The organism is Microbacterium sp. M28 (assembly GCF_025836995.1).
Classification (GTDB): Bacteria; Actinomycetota; Actinomycetes; order Actinomycetales; family Microbacteriaceae; genus Microbacterium.
This window is the reverse complement of record NZ_CP107546.1, coordinates 3,077,234-3,098,701: the sequence shown is the minus strand read 5'-3', so window position 1 is coordinate 3,098,701 and position 21,468 is coordinate 3,077,234. Positions and strand designations below refer to the sequence as shown.

Annotated in this window: 23 protein-coding genes; 14 read left to right on the top strand and 9 right to left on the bottom strand. The window is 69.0% G+C overall.

The window, feature by feature from the left end:
• Positions 1-55 precede the first annotated feature (55 nt).
• Positions 56-1,036, top strand: a complete 981-nt coding sequence (locus tag OED01_RS14985) for a nuclear transport factor 2 family protein (RefSeq protein ID WP_264156081.1) — start codon at positions 56-58, stop codon at positions 1,034-1,036.
• 22 nt (positions 1,037-1,058) lie between these two features.
• The gene (locus OED01_RS14980; protein ID WP_264156080.1) at positions 1,059-2,207 is read left to right on the top strand and encodes a cupin domain-containing protein; all 1,149 of its coding nucleotides are present in this window, start codon (positions 1,059-1,061) and stop codon (positions 2,205-2,207) included.
• A gap of 72 nt (positions 2,208-2,279) precedes the next feature.
• Here OED01_RS14980 and OED01_RS14975 read toward each other — a convergent pair whose 3' ends face one another.
• From OED01_RS14975 to OED01_RS14965, 3 genes are all read right to left on the bottom strand, one after another.
• Positions 2,280-3,206 carry a LysR family transcriptional regulator gene (locus OED01_RS14975; RefSeq protein WP_264156079.1) on the bottom strand — a complete coding sequence of 309 codons (927 nt, stop codon included), beginning with the start codon at positions 3,204-3,206 and terminating at the stop codon, positions 2,280-2,282.
• Between the two features lie 37 nt (positions 3,207-3,243).
• The gene (locus OED01_RS14970) at positions 3,244-4,695 is read right to left on the bottom strand and encodes a purine-cytosine permease family protein (RefSeq protein WP_264156078.1); all 1,452 of its coding nucleotides are present in this window, start codon (positions 4,693-4,695) and stop codon (positions 3,244-3,246) included.
• A gap of 62 nt (positions 4,696-4,757) precedes the next feature.
• A complete protein-coding gene (locus tag OED01_RS14965; RefSeq protein ID WP_264156077.1) occupies positions 4,758-5,546 on the bottom strand; it encodes a nitrilase-related carbon-nitrogen hydrolase in 789 nt (262 codons plus the stop codon).
• 154 nt (positions 5,547-5,700) lie between these two features.
• Here OED01_RS14965 and hisD point away from each other — a divergent pair, with 154 nt between their 5' ends.
• The 6 genes from hisD (at position 5,701) to panB (ending at position 10,556) form a co-directional block, all read left to right on the top strand.
• Positions 5,701-7,014: a histidinol dehydrogenase gene (gene hisD, locus OED01_RS14960; protein WP_264156076.1), complete on the top strand. Its 1,314-nt coding sequence runs from the start codon at positions 5,701-5,703 to the stop codon at positions 7,012-7,014.
• Between the two features lie 66 nt (positions 7,015-7,080).
• Positions 7,081-7,446 (top strand): cupin domain-containing protein, encoded by a 366-nt coding sequence (locus OED01_RS14955; RefSeq protein WP_264156075.1) that lies wholly within the window; start codon positions 7,081-7,083, stop codon positions 7,444-7,446.
• A 176-nt stretch (positions 7,447-7,622) separates the two neighbouring features.
• On the top strand, positions 7,623-8,459 hold the full coding sequence (locus OED01_RS14950; RefSeq protein WP_264156074.1) for a Rossmann-like and DUF2520 domain-containing protein: 837 nt from the start codon (positions 7,623-7,625) through the stop codon (positions 8,457-8,459).
• Positions 8,456-9,307: a pantoate--beta-alanine ligase gene (gene panC, locus OED01_RS14945; protein ID WP_264156073.1), complete on the top strand. Its 852-nt coding sequence runs from the start codon at positions 8,456-8,458 to the stop codon at positions 9,305-9,307. Before OED01_RS14950 ends, panC begins: the two co-directional genes overlap by 4 nt.
• Positions 9,307-9,687, top strand: coding sequence for an aspartate 1-decarboxylase (gene panD / locus OED01_RS14940; RefSeq protein ID WP_264156072.1), 381 nt, complete (start codon positions 9,307-9,309; stop codon positions 9,685-9,687). Before panC ends, panD begins: the two co-directional genes overlap by 1 nt.
• Positions 9,687-10,556, top strand: a complete 870-nt coding sequence (gene panB / locus OED01_RS14935) for a 3-methyl-2-oxobutanoate hydroxymethyltransferase (RefSeq protein ID WP_264156071.1) — start codon at positions 9,687-9,689, stop codon at positions 10,554-10,556. Before panD ends, panB begins: the two co-directional genes overlap by 1 nt.
• 97 nt (positions 10,557-10,653) lie before the next feature.
• Here panB and OED01_RS14930 read toward each other — a convergent pair whose 3' ends face one another.
• Positions 10,654-10,872 carry a helix-turn-helix domain-containing protein gene (locus OED01_RS14930; protein ID WP_264156070.1) on the bottom strand — a complete coding sequence of 73 codons (219 nt, stop codon included), beginning with the start codon at positions 10,870-10,872 and terminating at the stop codon, positions 10,654-10,656.
• Positions 10,872-11,357, bottom strand: coding sequence for a DUF2975 domain-containing protein (locus OED01_RS14925; RefSeq protein ID WP_264156069.1), 486 nt, complete (start codon positions 11,355-11,357; stop codon positions 10,872-10,874). Before OED01_RS14925 ends, OED01_RS14930 begins: the two co-directional genes overlap by 1 nt.
• Before the next feature lie 141 nt (positions 11,358-11,498).
• Here OED01_RS14925 and OED01_RS14920 point away from each other — a divergent pair, with 141 nt between their 5' ends.
• Both OED01_RS14920 and OED01_RS14915 read left to right on the top strand, forming a co-directional pair.
• Complete coding sequence (locus tag OED01_RS14920) at positions 11,499-12,062, top strand: PadR family transcriptional regulator (protein WP_264156068.1); 564 nt, start codon at positions 11,499-11,501, stop codon at positions 12,060-12,062.
• A gap of 11 nt (positions 12,063-12,073) precedes the next feature.
• Complete coding sequence (locus OED01_RS14915) at positions 12,074-13,858, top strand: ABC1 kinase family protein (RefSeq protein WP_264156067.1); 1,785 nt, start codon at positions 12,074-12,076, stop codon at positions 13,856-13,858.
• A 73-nt stretch (positions 13,859-13,931) separates the two neighbouring features.
• Here the strand turns inward: OED01_RS14915 and OED01_RS14910 are convergent, their stop codons facing one another.
• Positions 13,932-15,479, bottom strand: coding sequence for an SDR family oxidoreductase (locus OED01_RS14910; protein ID WP_264156066.1), 1,548 nt, complete (start codon positions 15,477-15,479; stop codon positions 13,932-13,934).
• Positions 15,480-15,579: 100 nt separating this feature from the next.
• On the opposite strand from OED01_RS14910, the gene OED01_RS14905 reads away from it, so the two are divergent.
• Positions 15,580-16,788, top strand: coding sequence for an MFS transporter (locus OED01_RS14905; protein ID WP_264156065.1), 1,209 nt, complete (start codon positions 15,580-15,582; stop codon positions 16,786-16,788).
• 262 nt (positions 16,789-17,050) lie between these two features.
• Here the strand turns inward: OED01_RS14905 and OED01_RS14900 are convergent, their stop codons facing one another.
• Complete coding sequence (locus tag OED01_RS14900; RefSeq protein ID WP_264156064.1) at positions 17,051-17,713, bottom strand: hypothetical protein; 663 nt, start codon at positions 17,711-17,713, stop codon at positions 17,051-17,053.
• 72 nt (positions 17,714-17,785) lie between these two features.
• Between OED01_RS14900 and OED01_RS14895 the strand changes: the two genes are divergently transcribed.
• Positions 17,786-18,157: an ArsR/SmtB family transcription factor gene (locus tag OED01_RS14895; protein ID WP_264156063.1), complete on the top strand. Its 372-nt coding sequence runs from the start codon at positions 17,786-17,788 to the stop codon at positions 18,155-18,157.
• Position 18,158: 1 nt separating this feature from the next.
• A complete protein-coding gene (locus OED01_RS14890) occupies positions 18,159-19,136 on the top strand; it encodes an SRPBCC family protein (RefSeq protein ID WP_264156062.1) in 978 nt (325 codons plus the stop codon).
• 10 nt (positions 19,137-19,146) lie between these two features.
• Here the strand turns inward: OED01_RS14890 and OED01_RS14885 are convergent, their stop codons facing one another.
• A complete protein-coding gene (locus OED01_RS14885; RefSeq protein ID WP_264156061.1) occupies positions 19,147-19,857 on the bottom strand; it encodes a hypothetical protein in 711 nt (236 codons plus the stop codon).
• A gap of 83 nt (positions 19,858-19,940) precedes the next feature.
• On the bottom strand, positions 19,941-20,330 hold the full coding sequence (locus OED01_RS14880; protein WP_264156060.1) for a DoxX family protein: 390 nt from the start codon (positions 20,328-20,330) through the stop codon (positions 19,941-19,943).
• A gap of 75 nt (positions 20,331-20,405) precedes the next feature.
• Between OED01_RS14880 and OED01_RS14875 the strand changes: the two genes are divergently transcribed.
• Positions 20,406-21,467: a mechanosensitive ion channel family protein gene (locus OED01_RS14875; RefSeq protein ID WP_264156059.1), complete on the top strand. Its 1,062-nt coding sequence runs from the start codon at positions 20,406-20,408 to the stop codon at positions 21,465-21,467.
• Position 21,468 lies beyond the last annotated feature (1 nt).

Below are 21,468 nucleotides of genomic sequence, written 5' to 3'. Positions count from 1 at the left end.
GTCCGTGAGCATCGAGGTTCATGGTCGACGACGTCTCACGAAGGAGTAAACGAGCGTGCCACTGGATCCGGTCGCCTATCAGCCCTACACCGACCCCGATGACTTCATCCGCGAGGTCACCGACCTCATCTGGGTCGATCGTTCCATCAGCTACATCCGCGAGAACTACGAGCCGGACTCGATCGTCCACGGCGCGTACGGAACCTCGACGACGCGCGACGAGGTGATCGAGGGCACTCTCATGCGCATCTCGGCCACGCCGGATCGCACCGGGCAGGCCGAGGACGTGATCTGGGAGGCGCGCGGCGACGACGCGTTCCTCAGCTCGCACCTCGTGCTCTCGGGCAGCCTGCTGACCTCGGAGCACAGCCGCACGATCGCGAACTGCCTGTACCGGCGCGGGCGCATGGTCGAGGAGTGGGTCGTCCGCGACTCGCTCGCCGGCGCGCTGGCTCGCGGCGCGGACCTCGACGAGCTCGCCAGGGCGCAAGCCTTCCGCGGGTACACGGGTTCGTGGACCGAGCCGGCACCCGCCGACCCGATCTCGGTCGGCGACTCCGGCCCCCGCCCGGACGACCACCGCTCCGAGGTCGAGCGCGTGATCGACATGATCCAGACCGTCTGGAACGAGCGCGACCTGCAGAAGGTCGAGAAGTACTTCGACCGCGACCTGGTTCTGGTGACGGTCGGCAACCGGGTGATCATCCGGCCCGAGGGCTACCGCCGCGCGCTGCTCGGCTTCCTCGAGGCGTTCCCCGGTGGGCAGTTCGAGATCCGCGACATCCAGACCAACTACGACGTCCGCTACGCGGGTCTGCGCGTCGCCGTCACCTGGAAGTTCGTCGGCACCTACAACGGCAAGCCCAACTACGGCCCGCTGACGGGCAAGCCCGTCGACGTGCTCGGCATCTCGCAGTTCACGTTCCACAAGGGCGCGCTGGTCAAAGAGGTGCGTCTCTGGGACGACATCGCGCTGCGCGCGCAGATCGCCGGAATGCGCGGCGACGAGCCGGTCGGTCCGAGCAACATCTACTGATCGAGAAGAGGAAGAGAAGACCATGAGCGACGTCATCGTCGACACGAAGGAGATCGAGCGCCGGACCATCCGCCGCTCGGACTGGGTCCCGTGCAACTCGGCATTCATCGACTGTCGGACCCCGGGGTCCGACCAGAAGGAGAACTACTCCTTCATCGGGGTCGGGGTGTCGCAGAACGCCAGCCAGTACATCAACCTGACCGAGAACCACGGGTTCAACACCGGCGCCGCCGGTATGCCCAACGGCATCTCGAACAACCTGCACCTGCACTTCACCGCCGAGGTGTTCATCAACCTGGGCGGCGAGTTCCGCCTCCGCTGGGGCGTGGACGGCAAGCAGGGCGAGTACATCAGCCACGATGGCGATGTCATCTCGATCCCGACGTGGATCTTCCGCGGGTTCACGAACGAGGGCCCGGATGAGGGCATCCTCTACACCGTGCTCGGGCGCGACGACACCGGAGGAATCATCTGGGGGCCGTCCGTGCTGCGTGAAGCCGAGTCCTACGGCCTGCACCTGACCGCGGACAACCGGCTGATCGACACCGTCGCCGGTGACGAACTGCCGGACGACGTCGCCCTGATCACGCCGATGAAGCAGGAGTACATCGACGAGCTCACGACGTACTCGGTCGAGGAGATGCGTTCGCGTGTGGTCCAGCCGGGCGATCGCGCCTACTCGTCGCACTCGCTGCTGTGCGCGGCCGTCGACGGCGGCCGGGCGGATGTCGCGCTCGTGATCGGGTACGGCATGACGGAGAACCGTCGGCAGGTGCCGTCCATCCACGAGCCGCACTCCTTCAACCTCGCCTGGGTGCGGGCGGAGGCCGGGCAGGGGGTGCTCACGCATCGCCACCAGCAGACGCAGGCGCTGCTGATCAAGTCGGGGCGCTGGGCCATCACCGTCAACGACGACCCGTCCACCACCGTGACGCTCGGCGCCGGTGACTCATTCTCGGTGCCTGTCGGCGCCTGGCGGTCGTACTCCTGCGTGGAGGACGGCGAGTCAGGACCCGGCGAGATCCTCGTGATCAACGGCGGAGACGACCGCGTCTACCTGGAGTGGGCGCCCGAGGTCATCGAGGCGGCAGCCGCGGCCGACTGGACCATCGACCCGAACGGCTACCTGGCGCCTCTGGGCGTCATGGTGACGGCGACGGAAGACGACTGACCCGAACCACGAGGGGCCGGAGCGACCCTCCGGCCCCTCGTCATGTCGTCCGCGAAACGTGGCCGTGCCACCTCAGATAAGGCGCGTGCGTCCGCCGTGCTCGGTCACGCGTTCCAACAGCATCTGCTGGGCGAGTTCGGCGAGCCGCTGTGTCGCCGGCGAGATGACCACGCCCTCCCGTTGCACGAGGGCAACGGTGTCGTACAGAGGCTCGGAGAGCGGGAACGTGCGGATGTCCTCGGGGAACGCGTCGGATTCGGCGATGGTGCGCGACACGATGGTGTCGGCGGCTCCAGCCGCCACCAGCCCGAGGGCGGTCTCGACATGTTCGACTTCGATCGCGGGCTCGAGTGTCAGGCCCCGCGCCTGCGCTCGGTCAAGAAGCTGCCGGCGCGTGGGATCGTTCCAGCCGGCGTAGGCGTCGTACAGCACGAGCTTCGCGGCGGCGATCTCCTCGATGCCGATGGCGCCGCCACGTGCTGCGCGGGTCGACGAGGCGAAGACGACCTCGTCGCGGAACAGGGGGGTCACCGACAGGCCGGTCGCCGAGATCGGCAGCACGACCAGTCCCGCCTCGATCTCGCCCGTCGCGACCGATTCCGCCACGAGAGCCGAGTTCAGGCCGACCAGACGCACTCGCACGTGGGGATGGCGCAGATGGAACGTCTCGACCAGATCGGACAGGTCGTAGTAGGCCGCGTTGCGCAGGACTCCGAAGGTGCAGATGCCACCGTCGAGCGATCGAAGCGCGGCGAGCGCGCCCATGCCGTCGCCGATCGCCGATACCGCGCGGAGGGCGTGCGGGCGCAGTTCGCGAGCAGCCGCTGTAGGCACCAGCCGGCGTCCGCCACGGGTGAACAGCGGCAATCCGAGCTCGCGCTCGAGGCGTGCGATGAGTTCGGAAACCGAGGCCTGGGTGGAGTCGATCTCCATCGCGGCTGCAGTGAAGGACCCCGAGTCCATCGCTGCGAGAAACGCCCTCAGTTGAGCAAGAGTCACGCGAGAACGATACAGCGATCACCCGCGACGGGGGCGCTCAACGCGTGCCGAAGGCCACAGAGCGGATGCCCGTGCGCGCCGATTCGGCGGCGGCGAGCTCGCGCTCGGCGGTGAGATCGAGCGAGCGGCCGAGCAGCGCGTAGACGCCGCCGGAGACGATCAGGCCAGCGAAAAGCGCGATGTCGATGCCGCCGAGCATCGTCGCCACGGGGCCGGTGTACCAGACGGTCGACACGAAAGGCACCATGGCGACGATGCCGGCCGCGTAGGCGGTGAGGCCACGCCAACCCCAGGAACCGTACAGTCCGCGCGGTTCGAAGATCTGGGTGACGGCGTAGGTGCCGCGGCGCACGAAGTAGTAGTCGACGAGGTTGACCGATGTCCATGGGACGAGCACGTACAGCAGCACCACGAGGAAGCTGCCGAAGCTGTCGAGGAACTCACCCGACGACAGTGCGGCGCCCAGGAAACCGGATGCCGCGACGACCGCGCAGGCGATGATGCGCAGCCGGCGGGTGGCGCGGACACCGTGCAGCGAGTCCAGCGTCGCGATGACCTCGAGTGCGGCGGCGTAGATGTTCACGGTGATCACTGTGATGAGCGCGGGCAGAGCCGCCACGAGGAGCACGATTCCGGAGCCGGGGATGACCTCGTCGGCGGCTCGGCGGACGGCCTCGATCGGATCGAGGCCGGCGAAGAGCGACGCGACGTACGCGCCGAGGATCATCAGCCAGCTGGCGCCGACGAAAACCCCGGAGTAGGTGTAGAACGACGCCTTCGCGGGGCTGGTCTGCGGCGGCAGGTAACGCGAGTAGTCCGAGACGTAGGGCGCCCACCCCAGGGCGTACGCCGAAGCGGCCCCGAACTGCACCAGGAAAGCCGGCCAGTTCACCTCGCCGGACCAGAAGCTCGCCGCGGGCAATGGAACGAAGAAGATGGCCAGCACGGAGAAGAGGCCGAAAGTCGCGAGGAAGAGCCAGGTGAGCCATGCCTGGGTGCGGTGGATCCAGTGGTAACCGAAGATCGCCAGTGAGAGCGCGAGGATCGTGATCAGCGCGTACCAGAGCAGCGGGGTGTCCATGCCGGTGACGGTCGCGACGACATCGGCGGCGAGGATCTGGTTGAAGATGTTGAACCCGACGATGCTGGCGATGACCACGAGGCAGATCACCGCCACGCCGCGGTACCCGAACTGCGCACGCGATTGGATCATCTGCGGCAGCCCGAGCTGCGGTCCCTGGGCGGAGTGGAAAGCGGTGAACACCGTACCGACGGCGCAGCCGAGCAGGACGGCAAGCACCGAAGTGAGGAAGTCCGCGCCCATCGCGACACCGACCATTCCGCTGGCGAGGGTCGTGAGGTTGGCGTTGGACATGAACCACAGCGGGAACAGTGAGGTCGGCTTTCCGGTGCGCTCGTCGAGCGGCACGTAGTCGATCGATTTGACTTCGATGGCAGCGGTGCGCGGAGCGGCGGGGGCGGCATCCATGACGGCATCCTTTCGCGCGGCCCGGTCGGGCGCCGGTTGCGCAGGTGGTGTTCGGGAGTGGATCAGTAGAGTTCGGGGCGCCGATCGGCGAACACGTCGTTGCGCGGGCCGATGGCCTTGTCGTCCGGGAAGAGTTCGACATCGGCGAGCGCGATTCCTTCGACCTGCTCGTCGGCGATCCACCCGTGAGCATCGATGATCGCGCTGCCGCCCGTCCACGGCACATCGCGCTCGCTGCCGTGACGGTCGGCGATGACGATGGGCAGGCGTGACGAGCGGGCGGCAGCCATGGCCTGGACGGTCTCGGGCGGATGCTCCTGCGGTGGACGCGGAACGAGCGGCCAGTTGACGGGGAGCGCGAGGATCGACGCGCCGGAGAGAGCAAGACCGCGCGGGACCTCCGGGAACTCATTGTCGTAGCAGATGGCCACTCCGAGGCGGAAGTCGTCGGTATCCACGAGGAGCCCCGGGTGGTCACCCGGCGTGAACACGGCCTTCTCCTGGTCCCAGAGGTGGGACTTGCGGTAGTCAGCGAGCCGGCGTCCGTGGCCGATCACCGCCGCCGTGTTGAAGAGCCGGTCACCGTCTCGTTCGGCATAGCCGAAGACGGTGATGACATCCGCCGGAAGCCGGTGCCCGAGGTTCGTCAAGAGCGCATCGTCCGCGCGGAGGGCGAGACCGCGCGCCTCGGTGGCGTCCTCGAAGACATAGCCACTGGTGGCGAGTTCCGGCGCCACGACGAGCTCTGCTCCCCGGTGGGCAGCCTCGACCACGGCGGTGACGATCGACTCGAGATTGCGCTCGATGTCACCGAAGACGATGGTCGGACTGACCGCCGCGACTTTGGGCATAGGGACACGCTAGGGCGGTGACGACCCGGCGGCAATGCGGACGCGGCGATAGGTGGCAATGGATTTACCTGTGGCAAAACCATAGGCAAGCCCTATGAAAGACACAATGATGTCCCGGCTTGTCCGATGTTCACGCCGATCGTAATCTGCTCCTATGCGCTACAGCTCACCCGTTCTGCAGAGCCTCGACGGCTCCTACCACCACCTCAAAACCCCGCTCATCGATGCCCCGGCAGCGCAGCGCGATCCCGCGGTCATCGAGACCGTCTCCGGGATGCTCAGCGACATCCAGAAGCGCGGCATCGACGCCGTCCTGGACTACGCGCGCACGCTGGACCGGTACGACGGCCGCGACATCGAACTCTCCGCCGCGCAGATCGCGTCCAGCGGTGATCGTCTGCCGAGCGACCTGCGCGAGGCGATCGAACTCGGCGCCGCGCGGACCCAGGCGTTCGCGAAGGAGTCGCGTGCGCACCTGAAGGACTTCGAGACCGAGCTCGTCCCGGGGCTGGTCACCGGCGCGCGGTACGTCCCCGTCTCGCGGGTCGGCGCCTATCTTCCCGCCGGCCGCTTCCCCCTGACGGCCAGCGCCTTCATGACCGTCGGCGTCGCCAAGGCCGCCGGCGTCCCCACGGTCATCGCGTGCACCCCGCCGCAGCCCGACGGCAACGCGAACGACGCGGTCGTCTACGCCGCGCACCTCTCCGGGGTCGATCGCGTGTTCGTGCTCGGCGGTGTGCAGGCGCTCGCCGCCATGGCGTACGGACTGCTCGGAGACCTGCCGGTCGATATGCTCGTCGGCGCGGGCAACGCCTTCGTGGCAGAGGCCAAGCGCCAGCTGTTCGGCACCGTCGCGATCGATCTGCTCGCCGGTCCCAGCGAGGTCGCGGTGATCTCCGATGAGACCGCCGACCCCGAGCTCGTCGCCGCTGACCTGCTCGGCCAGGCCGAGCACGGTCCGAACTCGCCCGCTGCGCTCGTCACGACATCCGAGGAGCACGGCAAGGCGGTCATCGCAGCCGTGGAGCGTCAGCTCGAGACCCTGTCGACCGCCGAGATCTGCGGCCCCGCGTGGCGCAACTACGGCGTGGTCACCGTCGCGAAGGACCGTGAGACCGCGGCGGCGTTGATGGACGACCTCGCCCCCGAGCACCTCGAGCTGCTCACCGCCGACGACGACTGGTACCACGAGAACCTCCGCAACTACGGGTCGCTGTTCATCGGGCCGTGGAGCACCGTCGCCTACTCGGACAAGGGCATGGCGGGCACCAACCACGTTCTGCCGACGGCCGGTGGGGCCAAGCACAGCGCCGGTCTGTCGGTGTCGCGCTTCCTGAAGCCGCTGACCTATCAGCGGATCGCCCGTGAGGCGACGCCCGAGCTCGCGAACGCCGTGCAGGTGATCTCGGATTCCGAGGGCATGGCGGCGCACAGCGCTACCGCGACGCTGCGACTCGAGCGGCTCTGAAATCGGATGCCGGGGGCGGAGCACACGCCCGCCCCGGCATCCCGCAACGGGCTCTACGCTCGAACCATGACCACCGACGTCCGCAACATCGACACCGCTCTCGCCGCGATCTCGGAGCACTGGCAGCCGCACCGCCTGACGAGCATCAACGATTACGACGTCAAGGTCGTGAAGCTTCAGGGCGAGTTCGTCTGGCACACGCATCCCGACACCGATGAACTCTTCATGGTGATCAGCGGGGAGCTGACGATCCAGCTCCGCGACCGCGATGTCGTCCTCGGGCCGAACGACGTGTTCGTCGTCCCGAAGGGCGTCGAGCACTGCCCGAAGGCGGACGGCGAGGTGCACGCGCTGCTGTTCGAGCCGCAGGGCACGGTCAACACCGGGGACGCCGGAGGCGAGCGCACTTCAGAGCTGCGCGAACTCGGCTGAGCTCGTACCGCGGACATCGGTGGAATCAAATCGGCCAGCACGTATGGGTCAAATGAAGCAGAATGCCTAGTGGATCTGCATGCTGATTTGATTATCTGATTCCAGATTTGGAGCGGATGCCGCCTCAGGCGGATACTCGGGTCATCCCCGCAGCCCGTTTTCGACCGGAATCCGCCATGAATCCTGCCGCTGTTCTCACGTCGGACGCGACCATCGCCGTTGTCGGTGCCGGCCGCCTCGGCACGGTCCTTGCACGGGCGCTGCGCGCCACGGAGTTCGACGTCCGCGGGCCCTCCGGCCGCACCGACGAGATCCCGCAGAGTGACATCGCACTCCTCTGTGTCCCGGATGCGGCGATCCCCGAGGCGGCGGCGCGCACGCGACCGCACGTCACCCTGCTCGGCCACGTCTCGGGCGCCACGCCGCTGACCGACGTCGACTTCAGCATCCACCCGCTTCAGACCTTCACCGGCACCGAGTCGCCCGAGGTCTTCCACGGCATCGGCGCCGCGATCGACGGGCGCACGCCGATCGCCCGCGAGGCGGCGGAACACCTCGCCCGCGCCGTCGGCGCTCGGCCGTTCCCCGTCGATGACGCCCACCGTGCGAGCTATCACGCGGCGGCATCCTTCGCCTCGAACTTCGTGTTGACCGTGCTGGATGCCGCAGAGCACCTCGCCGAGTCCGCCGGCGTCTCGGACGCTCGCGACCTGCTCGCGCCGCTGGTCCGACAGAGCGTCGATAACTGGCGCGAACGCGGCGCGAGCGAGGCCCTGACCGGCCCCATCGCCCGCGGCGACATCGCGACCGTCGAGCGGCAACGCGAGGCCGCGGAGCGGGAAGGCCTCGACGTGCTGTTCGATGCGCTCGCGAACGCGACAGGGGTGGTCGCTCGGGGTGAGCGCGTTTCGACTCGGTCGCTGCGCTCCCTCGCTCAACGAACGGAGAAGGGGCGCTCCCTCGCTCACGGAGCGGAGAACCCCGCTGCAGGGACGAGTGGAGGAGACGCATGAAGATCCTCCGCACCATCACCGAGATCCGCGCCACCGTGCAGGCCGCGCGTGCCGAACACCGCACCGTCGGCCTCGTCCCCACGATGGGGGCCTTCCACGAGGGCCACCTCTCCCTCATGCGCGAGGCCCGCGCCCACAACGATCTCGTCGTCGTCTCGCTGTTCGTCAATCCGACCCAGTTCGCGGCGAACGAGGACCTCAGCACCTACCCCCGCGACGAAGCCCGTGACGCGGCGCTCGCTGAAGCCGAGGGCGTCGACGTCCTCTTCGCGCCCGAGCCGTCCGAGGTCTACCCCGACGGGTTCGCGACCACGGTCCACGTCGCCGGCATCACCGAGGTGCTGGACGGCGCGAGCCGCGGCATCCATCACTTCGACGGCGTCGCGACCGTCGTGATCAAGCTTTTCGGGATCGTCCGCCCCGACGTCGCGTATTTCGGGCAGAAGGATGCCCAGCAGGTGCTCGTCGTCCGCCGCGTCGTGCGCGACCTGAACCTCGACGTCCGCATCGAAGCCTGCCCGATCGTGCGCGAGGCCGACGGGCTCGCCATGAGCTCGCGCAACGTCTACCTCGACCCGGATGCCCGCGCGCAGGCGACAGCCCTCAGCCGCGCACTCGATGCCGCGCATGCCGTCCACGACGCCGGCGCTCGGGATGCCGCAGTCATCCGCACGGCAGCCCTCGAGGTCCTCGACGGCGCCGGGATCAGCCCGGAATACCTCGAACTCCGCGATGCCGAGACCCTCGAGCCCGTCGCGACCACTCGGAACGACACCCTCCTCGCCGTCGCCGCCCGCGTCGGCGCCGCCCGACTGATCGACAACCACACCCTGAGAGGCGACGCCTGATGCGACGCACCATGCTGAAGTCGAAGATCCACCGCGCGACCATCACGGCCAGCGATCTGAACTACGTCGGATCCATCACGGTCGACCCCGACCTGCTCGACGCCGCCGACATCCTGCCGTACGAGCAGGTGCACGTCGTCGACGTGAACAACGGCGCCCGGTTCGTCACGTACACGCTGGCAGGCGAACGCGGGACCGGCGAGATCAAGGTCAACGGCGCCGCCGCCCGCCTCGTGCACACCGGCGACACGATCATCGTCATCTCCTACGCGGACTACTCCCGCGAAGACTTCGAGGGCTACGAGCCGGTGGTCGTTCACGTCGACCCCACCAACGCGATCGTCCAGATCGACGCCGCCGTCGGAGAGCTGGTCGCCTGATGAGCGCGCGCCCCGCCCCTGCCCGGCGTCTCACGCTGCGCGACCTCGCCGCCAAGAAGGCCGCCGGCGAGAAGATCGTCATGGTGACCGCCTACGACCACCCCAGCGCGCAGATCGTCGAGGCTGCCGGTGTCGACGTCGTGCTGGTCGGCGACTCCGCCGCGATGACGGTGCTCGGCTACGACAGCACCGTCCCGGTCACGATCGACGAGATGCTCATGCTCACCAAGGCCGTGCGGCGGGGCCTCGAACGTCCCCTGCTCGTCGGTGATCTGCCGTTCGGCTCGTACGAGGCATCCGACGCCGAGGCCATCGCGACGGCACGACGCTTCGTCAAGGAAGCCGGCGTCGACCTCGTCAAGATCGAACGCGGCGGCACGTCGATCGATCGGGCCCGCGCGCTCGTGTCGGCAGGAATTCCCGTCGTCGGACACGTCGGACTCACCCCGCAGACGGCCGCGTCGTTCGGCGGCTACCGCGCACAGGGACGGCGTGCCGACGCCGCGCTCGCCGTGATCGACGACGCCATCGCGCTGCAGGATGCCGGATGCACGATGCTCGTCATCGAGGCCGTCCCGTCCGAGGTGACGGCTGCGCTCATGCCGCTGCTTGAGATCCCCGTCGTCGGGATCGGTGCCGGAGCGGATGCCGACGGGCAGGTGCTCGTGTTCCATGATCTGCTCGGCATCCACGCCGGCGGAGCCGCGCGCTTCGTGCGCCGTTACGCCGACCTGCGCACGGATGCCATCGCCGGTGTCACGGCTTACGCCGACGAGGTGCGCAGCGGGGCTTACCCGGCGTCCGAGCACACGTACGCCATGGCGAGGGGCGAGGTCGGTCGGCTCGAGAAGCTGCTCGCCGCGCGCTGAGTCCGTGCGGCGAGATCAGGGCGTCTGCCTGAGATCAGGACGATCCCGGCCGGATCGTCCTGATCTCGAGCCACTCTCCTGATCTCGCGCAGCCGGCTCAGCCCGCGGCATCCTCCGGCACCCACCGAAGCAGGTCGCCCGGCTGGCACTCGAGCGCCTCGCACAGCGCATCCAGCGTCGTGAACCGGACTGCCTTGGCCCGTCCGTTCTTGAGCACGGCGAGGTTGGTCGGCGTGATGCCGATCCGTTCGGCGAGCTCTCCGACACCCATCTTGCGGCGCGCGAGCATGACGTCGATGTCGACGATCACCGGCATCAGATGACCTCGCCCAGTTCGGAGCGCAGCGCCTGCGCCTCGTCCTCTCTGGCGATCGCCTGGCGCAGCAGCGCCTTCATGACGACGACGAGCAGCGCGATCCCGCCGAGCACCAGCGATGCCCCGCAGATCAGCCCGACCAGACCGGGCGCCATGGACCCCGGCGCCAGGATGATCGCCAGCGTCAGCGCGAGGACGGCCGCCACCGCGAAGCACGCGATGATCGCGTTGACCCATCCGAACGAGGATGCCGAGAAGATCGACCCCCGCTTGACCTTCGTGAGCAGCATCCAGACGGAGACGGCGAACACCTGCATCGTCAGGATGCCGAGGGCGATGATCCCCACGAAGACGATGCGTCCCCAGAGCTCTTCCTCGCCGAGATCGAGCCAGAGCGCGGGCACGATGAGCGCCTGCACCACCAGCGATCCCAGCAGCGCCAAGGCGATCACGACCTGCAGCACCACGATGGTCACTTTTCCCACGGTTCCGACCCTTCATCGAGCAACAGTAGGAATCTATCGTTAATCGTTCGATCTGGGAAGTGCCTGCGAACATGCGCCGGGCCTTCCGCGCGCGGAGTTAACGACATATCGTTGACTATCGCTCACCTACGAGGAGGCATCATGAACGGTTCATTCCCCACCGGCGGTTTCGGCTTCGGACCCAACGGACCAGGAGCATCGATCTTCGACGCGTTCGAGCAGCTCCGCCAGACGTTCGAGCAGCCCCGACCGGGCGGATCCTCACGCATGGCCCGCGGTGACGTCCGCGCCGCCGTCATCGCCCTGCTCGCCGAGCAGCCCATGCACGGCTACCAGATCATCAGCGAGATCTCCGACCGCACCGGCGGCGCCTGGAAGCCCAGTGCCGGCTCGGTCTACCCGACGCTCCAGCTGCTCGCCGACGAAGGGCTCATCGCCGCAGAGGAGCAGAACGGTCGCAAGACCTACTCGCTCACCGAGGCCGGCCGGGCCGAGGCGGATGCCGCGGCCGACAAGCCGGCCCCGTGGGAGGCCTTCGGCGGACGCACGGCCGCGAACCTCACCGCCTTGCCCAAGGCGGGCATGGAACTCGCCGGCGTCGCCGCGCAGGTCGCCCGCACCGGTACCCCCGACCAGGTCCAGAAGGCCGTGGACGTGCTCGACGAGGCGCGCCGTAAGCTGTACGCGATCCTCGCCGACAGCTGATCGGAGCGCGCATGGGCAAGGCGGATGCCGACGCAGGCGTGAACGAGGACGCGGATGCCGTGCGAGCCGGGTCAACCGCTCCACCGTCCGCGCCCGCGCCGTTCGCGGACGACGCCGGGCGCGGAACCCCCGCACACCGCGCCCGCTACCGCCGCATCGTGGGCTTCGCGGCGCGCGAGTTCCTGACGGTCTGGTGGTTCGAGCTGGTCCTGCCGCGGTTCGGTCTCGCGTCGCGGGCGGAGCGCACCCGGACGGCGCGGCTGCAGCGTTTCGCGCGCCGCTTCCATGCGCTCGCCGTCGAGCTCGGCGGACTCATGATCAAGGTCGGACAGTTCATGTCGTCGCGCCTCGACGTCCTCCCGCCCGAGATCACTGCCGAGCTCGAAGGACTGCAGGACGAGGTCCCCGCCGTCCCGTTCGCGGACATCCGCGCGCTCGCCGAGGTCGAGCTCGGCGTTCCGCTGGCCCGCGCCTATGCGTGGTTCGACGAGACGGCGCTCGCCGCGGCATCCCTCGGGCAGGCGCATCGCGCGCGCCTGTCGGATCAGGATGCCGAGGACACGGGCCTGCGCGACGTCGTCGTCAAGGTGCAGCGGCCGGGGATCGACGGGATCGTCGCGACCGATCTCGCCGCCCTGCGGCGCGTGGCGCGGTGGGCGAGCCGGGTGCGGCTGGTGTCGAACCGCGTCGATGCGCCAGCGCTCGTCGAGGAGTTCGCGCAGACGTGCCGCGAAGAGATCGACTATCTGCACGAAGCGGCCGGCGCCGAACGGTTCGCCGCGGACTTCGCCGGCGACCAGCGCGTCGCCGCTCCGGAGGTCGTCTGGGAGCGCAGCACCCGCCGCGTTCTGACGCTGTCCGACGTCACGGCGATCAAGATCAACGACACGGCGGCGCTCCGGGCGGCCGGGATCGACCCGACGGATGTGGCGAACGTGTTCGCCGACGTCATGCTCGATCAGGTCTTCACGCACGGCTTCGTGCACGCCGACCCGCACCCGGGCAACATCTTCGTCACGCCCTTGGATGCGGATGCCGGAGGCCCCGCGTGGCGGCTCACGTTCGTCGACTTCGGGATGATGACGTCCGTCCCGGACTCGCTGCGGGCAGGATTGCGCACGCTCGTGATCGCGGTCGCCGGCCGTGACAGCAAGGGGCTGGTCGCGGCCGCGCAGGAGATCGGCGTCCTGCTCCCGTCCGCGGACACGCGGGAGCTCGAACGGGCTCTGACCACCCTGTTCGCGCGCTTCGGCGGCATGGGCTTCGCCGAGCTGCGCGACGTCGACCCGCGCGAGTTCACGGGGTTCGCGACCGAGTTCACCGACACGGTGCGGGAGCTCCCCGTGCAGCTGCCGGAGAACCTACTGCTGCTCATCCGTGCCGTCTCGCTCACGTCGGGGCTGTGCAGCGCGCTGGATCCTGCCTTCAACATCTGGGACCCGGTCGAACCGTACGCGGCGAAGCTGCTCCAGGATGAGGGCGGCAATCTCGTGCAGGACTTCAGCAAGCAGGCGGCGGCGAACGTCGGCATCCTGTGGCGTCTGCCGAAGCGTCTCGACGACGTCATCTCCAGCGCCGACAACGGCACGCTGTCGTTCGACACCTCACGGCTGGAGCGGCGCCTGGACACGCTCGTCGGCATCGGCAAGCGCGTCGTCTCGGCCGTGCTGTTCATGGCGCTCGTGGTCGGCGGCGCGCTGATGCTGGCGCCGGCGCCGGTTCTCGCCTGGATCCTGATCGGTGTCTCCGCGCTGCCGTTGCTGCACGCCCTCTTCGGCGGCCGACGGCGGACTTAATCTCCTGGCGTTTCGAATCGCTTTGTTTGCTCGAAATCGGCCGATCTCGAGCAAACAAAGCGATTCGAACGGGTCAGGCCTTCGCTCCCTCGGCGGCGCTGGTGATGCGAGCGGCCATGCCGGCGAAGATCGATCCGTGGAACGGCAGGACGGCGAACCAGTACAGCCGCCCGGTCAGCCCGCGCGGGAAGAAGATCGCCCGCTGTTCGTAGCGGGCATCCACGCCATCCGGCACTGCCCGCAGCTCCAGCCAGGCGGAACCGGGGACCTTCATCTCGGCGCGCAGCCGCAGCAGGCCGCCGGTCTCGGTATCCGGCTCCTCGACCGCTTCGACCCGCCAGAAGTCGATCGCGTCGCCGACCTGGGCCCTCGTGCGGCTGCGGCGCCCGCGGCGCAGCCCGACGCCGCCCATCAGTCGGTCCATCCAGCCGCGCACGGCCCAGAGGAACGGTGACGAATACCAGCCGTTCTCGCCGCCGATGCCGACGATCACGCGCCACAGCTCGTTCACCGACGCCTTCGTCTGCATGGTGCGCGCATCGGTGAACACGGTGCGGCCGGCCCAATCCGGGTCACTGGGAAGCGGGTCGCTGGGGGCTCCGTAGACCTCGGCATCCTGCCAGCTCGTCTCCACACTGTCGGCGTCGACGCGTCCGAGCGCGAGGCGCACCGCCGTCCGATACGGGGTGAGGCCGCCGTCCGGCGGCGGGATCAACGCGTCGACGTCGTCGTTCTTGACGACGCACTCGTTCTGCAGGGAGGCGACGAGCGGACGCGCGATCGAGCGGGGGACCGGGGTGACGAGATTCACCCAGTGCGATGCCAGCTCGGGCGTCAGCACGGGGAGGGCGGCGATGCCGCGCTGGGGAAGACCTGCCTCGACGGCGTACCCGTTCATCATCTGCCCGTACCGCAGCACGTCAGGGCCGCCGATGTCCACCGTACGATTCACCTCGTCGCCGACGTGCGCGGCACCGAGCAGGTAGTGCAGGACATCGCGGATCGCGATCGGCTGGATGCGGTTGCGCACCCACTTCGGCGCCGGCATGTACGGCAGCACCTCGGTCAGGTGCCGGATCATCTCGAACGACGCCGAACCGGATCCGATCACGACACCCGCCTGCAGCACGAGCGTCGGCACGCCGGAATCGAGGAGGATCTCGCCGACCTCGACGCGCGAACGCAGATGCGGCGAGAGCTTCACGTCGGTCGGATGCAGGCCGCCGAGATAGACGATCCGGCGCACACCGGCATCCTTGGTGGCCTGCGCGATCGTCGTCGCGGCGCGCTGGTCGGCATCTTCGAAGCCCTTCCCGGCGCCCATCGAGTGGATGAGGTAGTAGACGACGTCGACGTCGTCCATGGCGGTGCGCACGGCATCCGCCTCGTCGGCCGAGCCCTCGACGATCTCGCACTCCGATCCCCAGGGGAAGGACGCGGCGCGGGCGGCATCCCTCGCGAGCACCCGCACGCGGTAGCCGCCGTTGAGCAGACGGGGCGTCAGGCGCCCGCCGATGTACCCCGTCGCGCCGAGTACGAGCGCGCGAGGAGCGCCGCCGTCCTCGCGGGGGAGGGCGCGCAAGGCGCTCTCGCGGCCGGTGGGCTGGGTGAGCTCTGTCATGCCCCCGAGCGTAGGCGGCGGGTGGCGCGACGGCGAAGCGGTTGCGCTCGAGGGGGATCTGTGACTTCTGCGGTGCGCCGTCACATGTACGCTTGTACGCATGACTTCTGCGCCCGGCCCGGACCTCGCGACCCGGCGTGCCCGCATCGCGGTCTCCGCGCTGTTCCTCACCAACGGCGCCCTGTTCGCGAACATCCTGCCGCGCTACCCCGAGATCAAGGCCGCGCTCGAGCTCGACAACATCGCGTACGGCGTCTCGGTCGCGGCCTTCCCGGCCGGAGCGATCGTCGCCGGTCTCGCGGCCGCCGTCCTGATCCGGCGGATCGGCTCGGCGCGGGTCGCCGTGGTCGGCACGGTGCTCACCGGCCTCGGACTGCTGGCCGCCGCCTTCGCGCCGTCCGCGGTGCTGTTCGCCCTGGCCCTCTTCCTCGGCGGGGCATCGGATGCCATCACGGACGTCGCGCAGAACGCGCACGGCCTGCGGGTGCAGAAGCGCTACGGCCGCTCGATCATCAACTCTTTCCACGCGATCTGGTCGATCGGCGCGGTCCTCGGCGGCGCGATGGCGGCGGGTGCGATCGCCCTGCGCATCCCGGTCGGCATCCATCTGTCGATCTCGACCGCCCTGTTCGCGATCGTCGCGCTCGTCGCCCTGAAGTTCTGCCTCCCCGGGCGTGACGAGGAGACGACGGAGGATGCCGTCGCCGACGTGCCGGAGATCCAGGGCGCCGTGCGCCGCGGCGTCAGGCCGCGCACGATCTGGATGCTCGTCGCCCTCACCCTGATCGCGATGGCCGGCGCCGTCGCGGAGGACGCGGGCAACACCTGGGCCACGCTCTATCTGTCCGAATCGCTCGGGGCGCCGGCCGCGATCGCCTCACTGGGCTTCATCGCGCTCGTGGGTGCGCAGTTCATCGGACGGCTCCTCGGCGACGGACTGGTCGACCGCTTCGGCCAGCGTGCCGTCGCCAGGGTCGGCGGCCTCATCGCCGCGGTCGGCATCGGCTTCGCCCTGGCCTTCCCGAGCGTGCCGGGGACGATCGCCGGATTCGCCGCCGTCGGATTCGGCATCGCGACGCTCATCCCGGCCGCGATGCACGCGGCCGACGAACTGCCGGGACTGCGGCACGGCGTCGGACTCACGGTCGTGTCGTGGCTGCTGCGGCTCGGGTTCCTGCTGTCGCCGCCGTTCGTCGGCTTCATCGCCGAGACGTTCAGTCTGCAGGCGGGGCTCCTGGTCGCTCCGATCGCGGGGCTCGTCGCGTTCGCGCTCGCCGGAGTGCTGGAGAAGCGGCCCGCGCGGGGCTGAGCCCGGGGACGGATGTCGGGGAAATTCCCGGATGTCGGGAGGTTCGGGCCGGTTTCGCCCGACATCCGGGCATCGTCCTGACATCTGTCCCGGATGTCGGGGACTGGACTGTGCGGCGTCAGCATCGGACGCGGCGGCGCGGTTCACAACTCCTCAGAAATCGCGGTCGCCTCGCGTTCGGGCCGCCATGATGCGCGATTCCACGCGGACAAGGCGATTCGAGCGCGCGATCGGTGAGGAGTTGTGAACAGCGACCGACCGGTCAGCTCCGCGCGTCGGCCGCGGCGAGGCCGGTCCGCATCGCCTCGCGGTCCGCGGCATCCCACGGGCCGGACGCGGCCAGCGGGATCTCGGTCATGAATCGGCGCTGATCCTCCGGGATGCGGGCGACCACGGCATCCGGATCCGACCCGGCAGTCGCGTACAACGCCGGGCCGTCGGCGTAGAACGGGTCGGTCAGGACGAGCCGGCCGTCCGAGCCGCGCATGACGTTCGACGGATTCTCGTCGATCGGCCCGCACCACGGCAGCTCGGCGAGGGCGCGCTCGTGGATCTCCCGCAGGACGCCGGTGAGCTCGGCGACGCTCTCGTCCTCGTCCGCGATGAGGCGGTGCAGCCCGGCGGCGTCCGCCGGGTCGACGGGGTGCAGTCGTTCCATGAGCATGAGGTCTCCGCCGCCGATGAGCCGGTGGTGCGCGAACAATCGCGGCACGAGCAGCGTGTGCTCGGCGCGACGGTAGAGCTCGGCGGTGTAGGGCCCTGTCGGATCGAACGGGCTGATCCGCGCGACCGTCTGCCCATCGGACGACAGCAGTGCGATCGCCCAGTCTCCGGCTCCGATGCGCGACCAGCCGGCATCGGTGAAGAAGCGCTCGACGTCACGGTGGTCGACGTTCGGTGCGAACGACGGGATCTTCGGGGTCATCGATCCAGTCTCCAACAATTCGGATCGGAAACCTCTTGACACGGCATCCGCTCCGCCGTAACGTACAACCAAATGGTTGCACAAACAGAACTGAGCGAAGCGGAGATCGACCGTGTGTTCCACGCACTGGCGACGTCGACGCGGCGTGACATCCTGCGCAGGACGATCGAACAGGAGCAGTCCGTCTCGGCACTCGCCGCCGAATACGACATGTCGTTCGCGGCCGTCCAGAAGCACGTCGCCGTGCTCGAGGCCGCGCACCTCATCATCAAGCGCGCCGAGGGACGCGAGCGGCTCGTCCGCGCCGACCCTGCGATGATCGCCCGCGCCAGGGTGCTCCTCGCCCGATACGAAGAACTCTGGCGGGCACGCGTCGCCCGCCTCGACGACCTGCTGGCAGAGCAAGACCGCCCTGCCGGCTCCGAACCGAAACAAGGAGACTGACATGCCCGTCACCGACGTCATCACCGACGCTGACAACCTGACCATGACCGTCATCGCCGACTTCGCCGCCCCCGTCGAGCGCGTGTGGTCGGCGTACAGCGACCCGCGCCAGCTCGAACGCTTCTGGGGTCCCCCCGGATGGCCGGCGACCTTCACCGCCTGGGACCACACGGTCGGCGGCCGCGCGCACTACCGGATGAACGGCCCGCACGGTGAGACGCCGGGCGGCCTGTGGGAGTTCCTCGCGATCGAGGAGCCGCACCGCTTCGAGGTGCTCGACAGCTTCGCCGACGAGAACGGCGCGCCGGTCGAGGAGCCGCCCGCGACCCGCATGACGTTCGAGTTCTCGGCGACCGACGACGGCACCCGGATGGTGACCACCAGCCATTTCCCGTCGGCCGCGGCGCTCGAGCAGCTCGTCGGCATGGGCATGGTCGAGGGCCTCAAGCTGGCCATGTCGCAGCTGGATGTCGTCCTGCAGGATCTCCGTGAGTACGCGGAGGGCAAGGGTACGCAGGTCGAGTTGCTCGACGACACGCACGTGCGCATCACGCGTCTGGTGAACGGACCGCGCGAGCTCGTCTGGCGTGCGCACCACGATCCGGAACTGATCCGGAAGTGGATGCTGGGACCCGACGGCTGGGAGATGACGGAGTGCGTCGTCGGCACGGAGCCGGGCGCCGCGTACCGCAACTCCTGGGCCCCGGTCGGCGACACCGAGGGCGAGCCCTTCGGGTTCGAAGGCGAAGTGCTCGTGTTCGACCCGCCGCGTCGTTCGGTCACGACCGAGCGCATGCAGGGGATGCCGACCGAGACGCTCAACGACCTCAACCTCTACGAGGAGGACGGCGCCACCCTCATCACGCTGTTCATCGAGTACCCGGACAAGGACACGCGCGACATGATCCTCGCCACCGGCATGACCGATGGCATGGAGGCATCTTACGCGCGACTGGAGAGCACCCTGCTCGCCGTCTGACCCGTGCGTGTCAGAGACCGGACGTCCCGTCCGCGGGGCGGCCGGTCTCTGCATGCGCCGCGCGCCGCTCCCGTGCGTCCTGGAAGGCGATCGTCGCCAGGATGCCGATGAGCAGGATCAGCTCGAAGGCGTTCGTCGCGGCACCACTGGCGATCGGGATCGGGATCGCACTGCCGATCACCATCACGACCGTGACCACGGCGAGCCACGGCCAGCGCTGCCGGATCCACGTGCCGACACCTGCGACCAGCAGCGCGGCGGCGACCACGAGCACCATGAGCGGCGGGCCGGACGCGGCATTCGCGTCGTCGTAGCTCAGCGATCCGTACTCGCGCACCGGCTCGAGCGACACCTGCGCTGCGCCGACCACGATCTCGTACGCCATGAGCGCGAGCGTGATCAGGATCGCGACGGCCACGGACACGGGTCGCGCCGCCCAGCGCACTCCCGACCGGGCGAGGATGCTCCACGCGACGAGCACGAGCAGCGGCGTCGCCAGGGCGTGGAGCCAGAACCGTGCGCCGTTGGCGGTCTCCAGCGACGCGCCTTCGCCGATCATCGCGCCGAATCCGAGGATCGCGTTGTCGTACACGAGGCCGAGGACGACCAGCAGTACGAGATCCGAGGCGCTCGGGCGCCCTCGGCGCGCGAGCAGGACCACGCCCCAGACGAGAAGCACCAGATAGGCGCCGGCGAAACACAGGTACAGGATGCTGTCCACGATCATCTCCTCCGTCGCCCGACCACGGTAGACGGTGCGGGTCGGTCGACGGATGCGGTTGACAGCGTCGAGCCGCTATGAGATCAGCCGCGCGGCTCCCGCGTCGACCAGAGCGCCAGGGCGACGAGCACCGGCTGGAAGAACAGCCGCACGAACCGCTTCATGTCGGTGTCGAGACCGAAGCCGTCGCGGTGGTGCATCCACTGTGACACGTTGCCGGGGAAGACCGCGACGAAGAACAGGGCCGCGACCGTCCCGACGAGCCGGCGGTGCCGATGCGCGAACAGCAGCTTCGCACCCAACGCGACCTCGACCACCCCGGATGCGACGACCGTCGTGTCCGGATCCAGCGGCAGCGACTCAGGCACCTGCGCGCGGAACTCGCGACGGGCGAAGGTGAGGTGCGCGATGCCCGCGAACGCCAGCGCAGACCCGAGGAAGAGCCGGCCGATGGTCCGTGCGGGAGACGACATGGTGCGAGTGTACGCGCCGGACGGACGGTTATGGCGGGCTCGCGTGCGGCAGCGGGAGCGACGTACGGTGGACCGATGATCGATTGGACCTCCTGGACCGGAACAGCCGTCGCCATCGCCATCGCTCTGCTCGCCGCCGTCATCGCCGTGGTGCTGACGCGGCTCATCGCGGCGATCGTGAGCCGCAAGGTGCCCTGGGTCGCCGACCTGGATCGCCGCATCCGTCGCGCGTGGAGCGCGGTCTGCATCACCGTGGCGCTCTGGATCGCCTGCGCGATCTCGCAACCGCTGGAGGAGCGGTGGTGGCCGGCGGTCTCCCGCCTCTTCCTGATCCTCACGATCCTCTTCGGCGCCTGGCTGATCGCCGCTCTCGTCTCCTTCGGCTTCGAGCGTCTCCTGCTCCGCAACGACGCGACGCTCGTCGGCGCCGACATGCGCCGGCGGCGCACCCAGGTGATCGTGATCCACCGTCTCGTGCTGGTGCTCATCGGCGTCGCCGCGGTCGGCACCGCCCTGTTCACCTTCCCCGAACTGCGCGTGGTCGGCACCAGCCTGCTCGCCTCCGCCGGAATCGTCAGCATCATCGCCGGCCTCGCCGCCCAGTCGATCTTCGGGAACCTCATCGCGGGCATCCAGATCGCCTTCACCGACGCGATCCGTGTCGGCGACGTCGTCGTCGTCGAGGGGGAGTGGGGCACGATCGGGGAGATCAACCTGTCGTACGTCGTCGTCTACATCTGGGACGAGCGTCGGCTGGTCGTGCCGTGCAGCTACTTCACGACCAACCCGATCGAGACCTGGACACGGCGCTCCGACAAGATCCTCGGCACGGTCTACATGGAGCTCGACTGGCGGGTCCCGATGGATACCGTGCGCGAGAAGTTCCTCGAGATCGTCGACGCATCGCCGTCCTGGGACCGCCGCTCGGCGAGCGCCGTCGTCACCGATTCCGTGGGTGGCAACGTCACCGTGCGGTTCGTGATGTCGGCGAAGGACTCCTCCGACCAGTGGGATCTGCGCTGCCATGTGCGCGAAAGCCTGATGACGTGGCTGCAGCGGGAGCACCCTGAGGCGCTGCCGCGCACGCGCGTGCTCGTCGACGCGCCAGCGGCCGAGAAGGTTCCCGCCGCCGGGTGAC

Bases quoted from the DNA above. Each gene is read 5' to 3' on its own strand.
- OED01_RS14980 (WP_264156080.1), top strand. From the start codon at position 1,059: ATGAGCGACGTCATCGTCGACACGAAGGAGATCGAGCGCCGGACCATC.
- OED01_RS14970 (WP_264156078.1), bottom strand. From the start codon at position 4,695: ATGGATGCCGCCCCCGCCGCTCCGCGCACCGCTGCCATCGAAGTCAAA.
- OED01_RS14965 (WP_264156077.1), bottom strand. From the start codon at position 5,546: ATGCCCAAAGTCGCGGCGGTCAGTCCGACCATCGTCTTCGGTGACATC.
- hisD (WP_264156076.1), top strand. From the start codon at position 5,701: ATGCGCTACAGCTCACCCGTTCTGCAGAGCCTCGACGGCTCCTACCAC.
- OED01_RS14955 (WP_264156075.1), top strand. From the start codon at position 7,081: ATGACCACCGACGTCCGCAACATCGACACCGCTCTCGCCGCGATCTCG.
- OED01_RS14950 (WP_264156074.1), top strand. From the start codon at position 7,623: ATGAATCCTGCCGCTGTTCTCACGTCGGACGCGACCATCGCCGTTGTC.
- panC (WP_264156073.1), top strand. From the start codon at position 8,456: ATGAAGATCCTCCGCACCATCACCGAGATCCGCGCCACCGTGCAGGCC.
- panD (WP_264156072.1), top strand. From the start codon at position 9,307: ATGCGACGCACCATGCTGAAGTCGAAGATCCACCGCGCGACCATCACG.
- panB (WP_264156071.1), top strand. From the start codon at position 9,687: ATGAGCGCGCGCCCCGCCCCTGCCCGGCGTCTCACGCTGCGCGACCTC.
- OED01_RS14930 (WP_264156070.1), bottom strand. From the start codon at position 10,872: ATGCCGGTGATCGTCGACATCGACGTCATGCTCGCGCGCCGCAAGATG.
- OED01_RS14920 (WP_264156068.1), top strand. From the start codon at position 11,499: ATGAACGGTTCATTCCCCACCGGCGGTTTCGGCTTCGGACCCAACGGA.
- OED01_RS14915 (WP_264156067.1), top strand. From the start codon at position 12,074: ATGGGCAAGGCGGATGCCGACGCAGGCGTGAACGAGGACGCGGATGCC.
- OED01_RS14910 (WP_264156066.1), bottom strand. From the start codon at position 15,479: ATGACAGAGCTCACCCAGCCCACCGGCCGCGAGAGCGCCTTGCGCGCC.
- OED01_RS14905 (WP_264156065.1), top strand. From the start codon at position 15,580: ATGACTTCTGCGCCCGGCCCGGACCTCGCGACCCGGCGTGCCCGCATC.
- OED01_RS14900 (WP_264156064.1), bottom strand. From the start codon at position 17,713: ATGACCCCGAAGATCCCGTCGTTCGCACCGAACGTCGACCACCGTGAC.
- OED01_RS14895 (WP_264156063.1), top strand. From the start codon at position 17,786: ATGGTTGCACAAACAGAACTGAGCGAAGCGGAGATCGACCGTGTGTTC.
- OED01_RS14890 (WP_264156062.1), top strand. From the start codon at position 18,159: ATGCCCGTCACCGACGTCATCACCGACGCTGACAACCTGACCATGACC.
- OED01_RS14880 (WP_264156060.1), bottom strand. From the start codon at position 20,330: ATGTCGTCTCCCGCACGGACCATCGGCCGGCTCTTCCTCGGGTCTGCG.
- OED01_RS14875 (WP_264156059.1), top strand. From the start codon at position 20,406: ATGATCGATTGGACCTCCTGGACCGGAACAGCCGTCGCCATCGCCATC.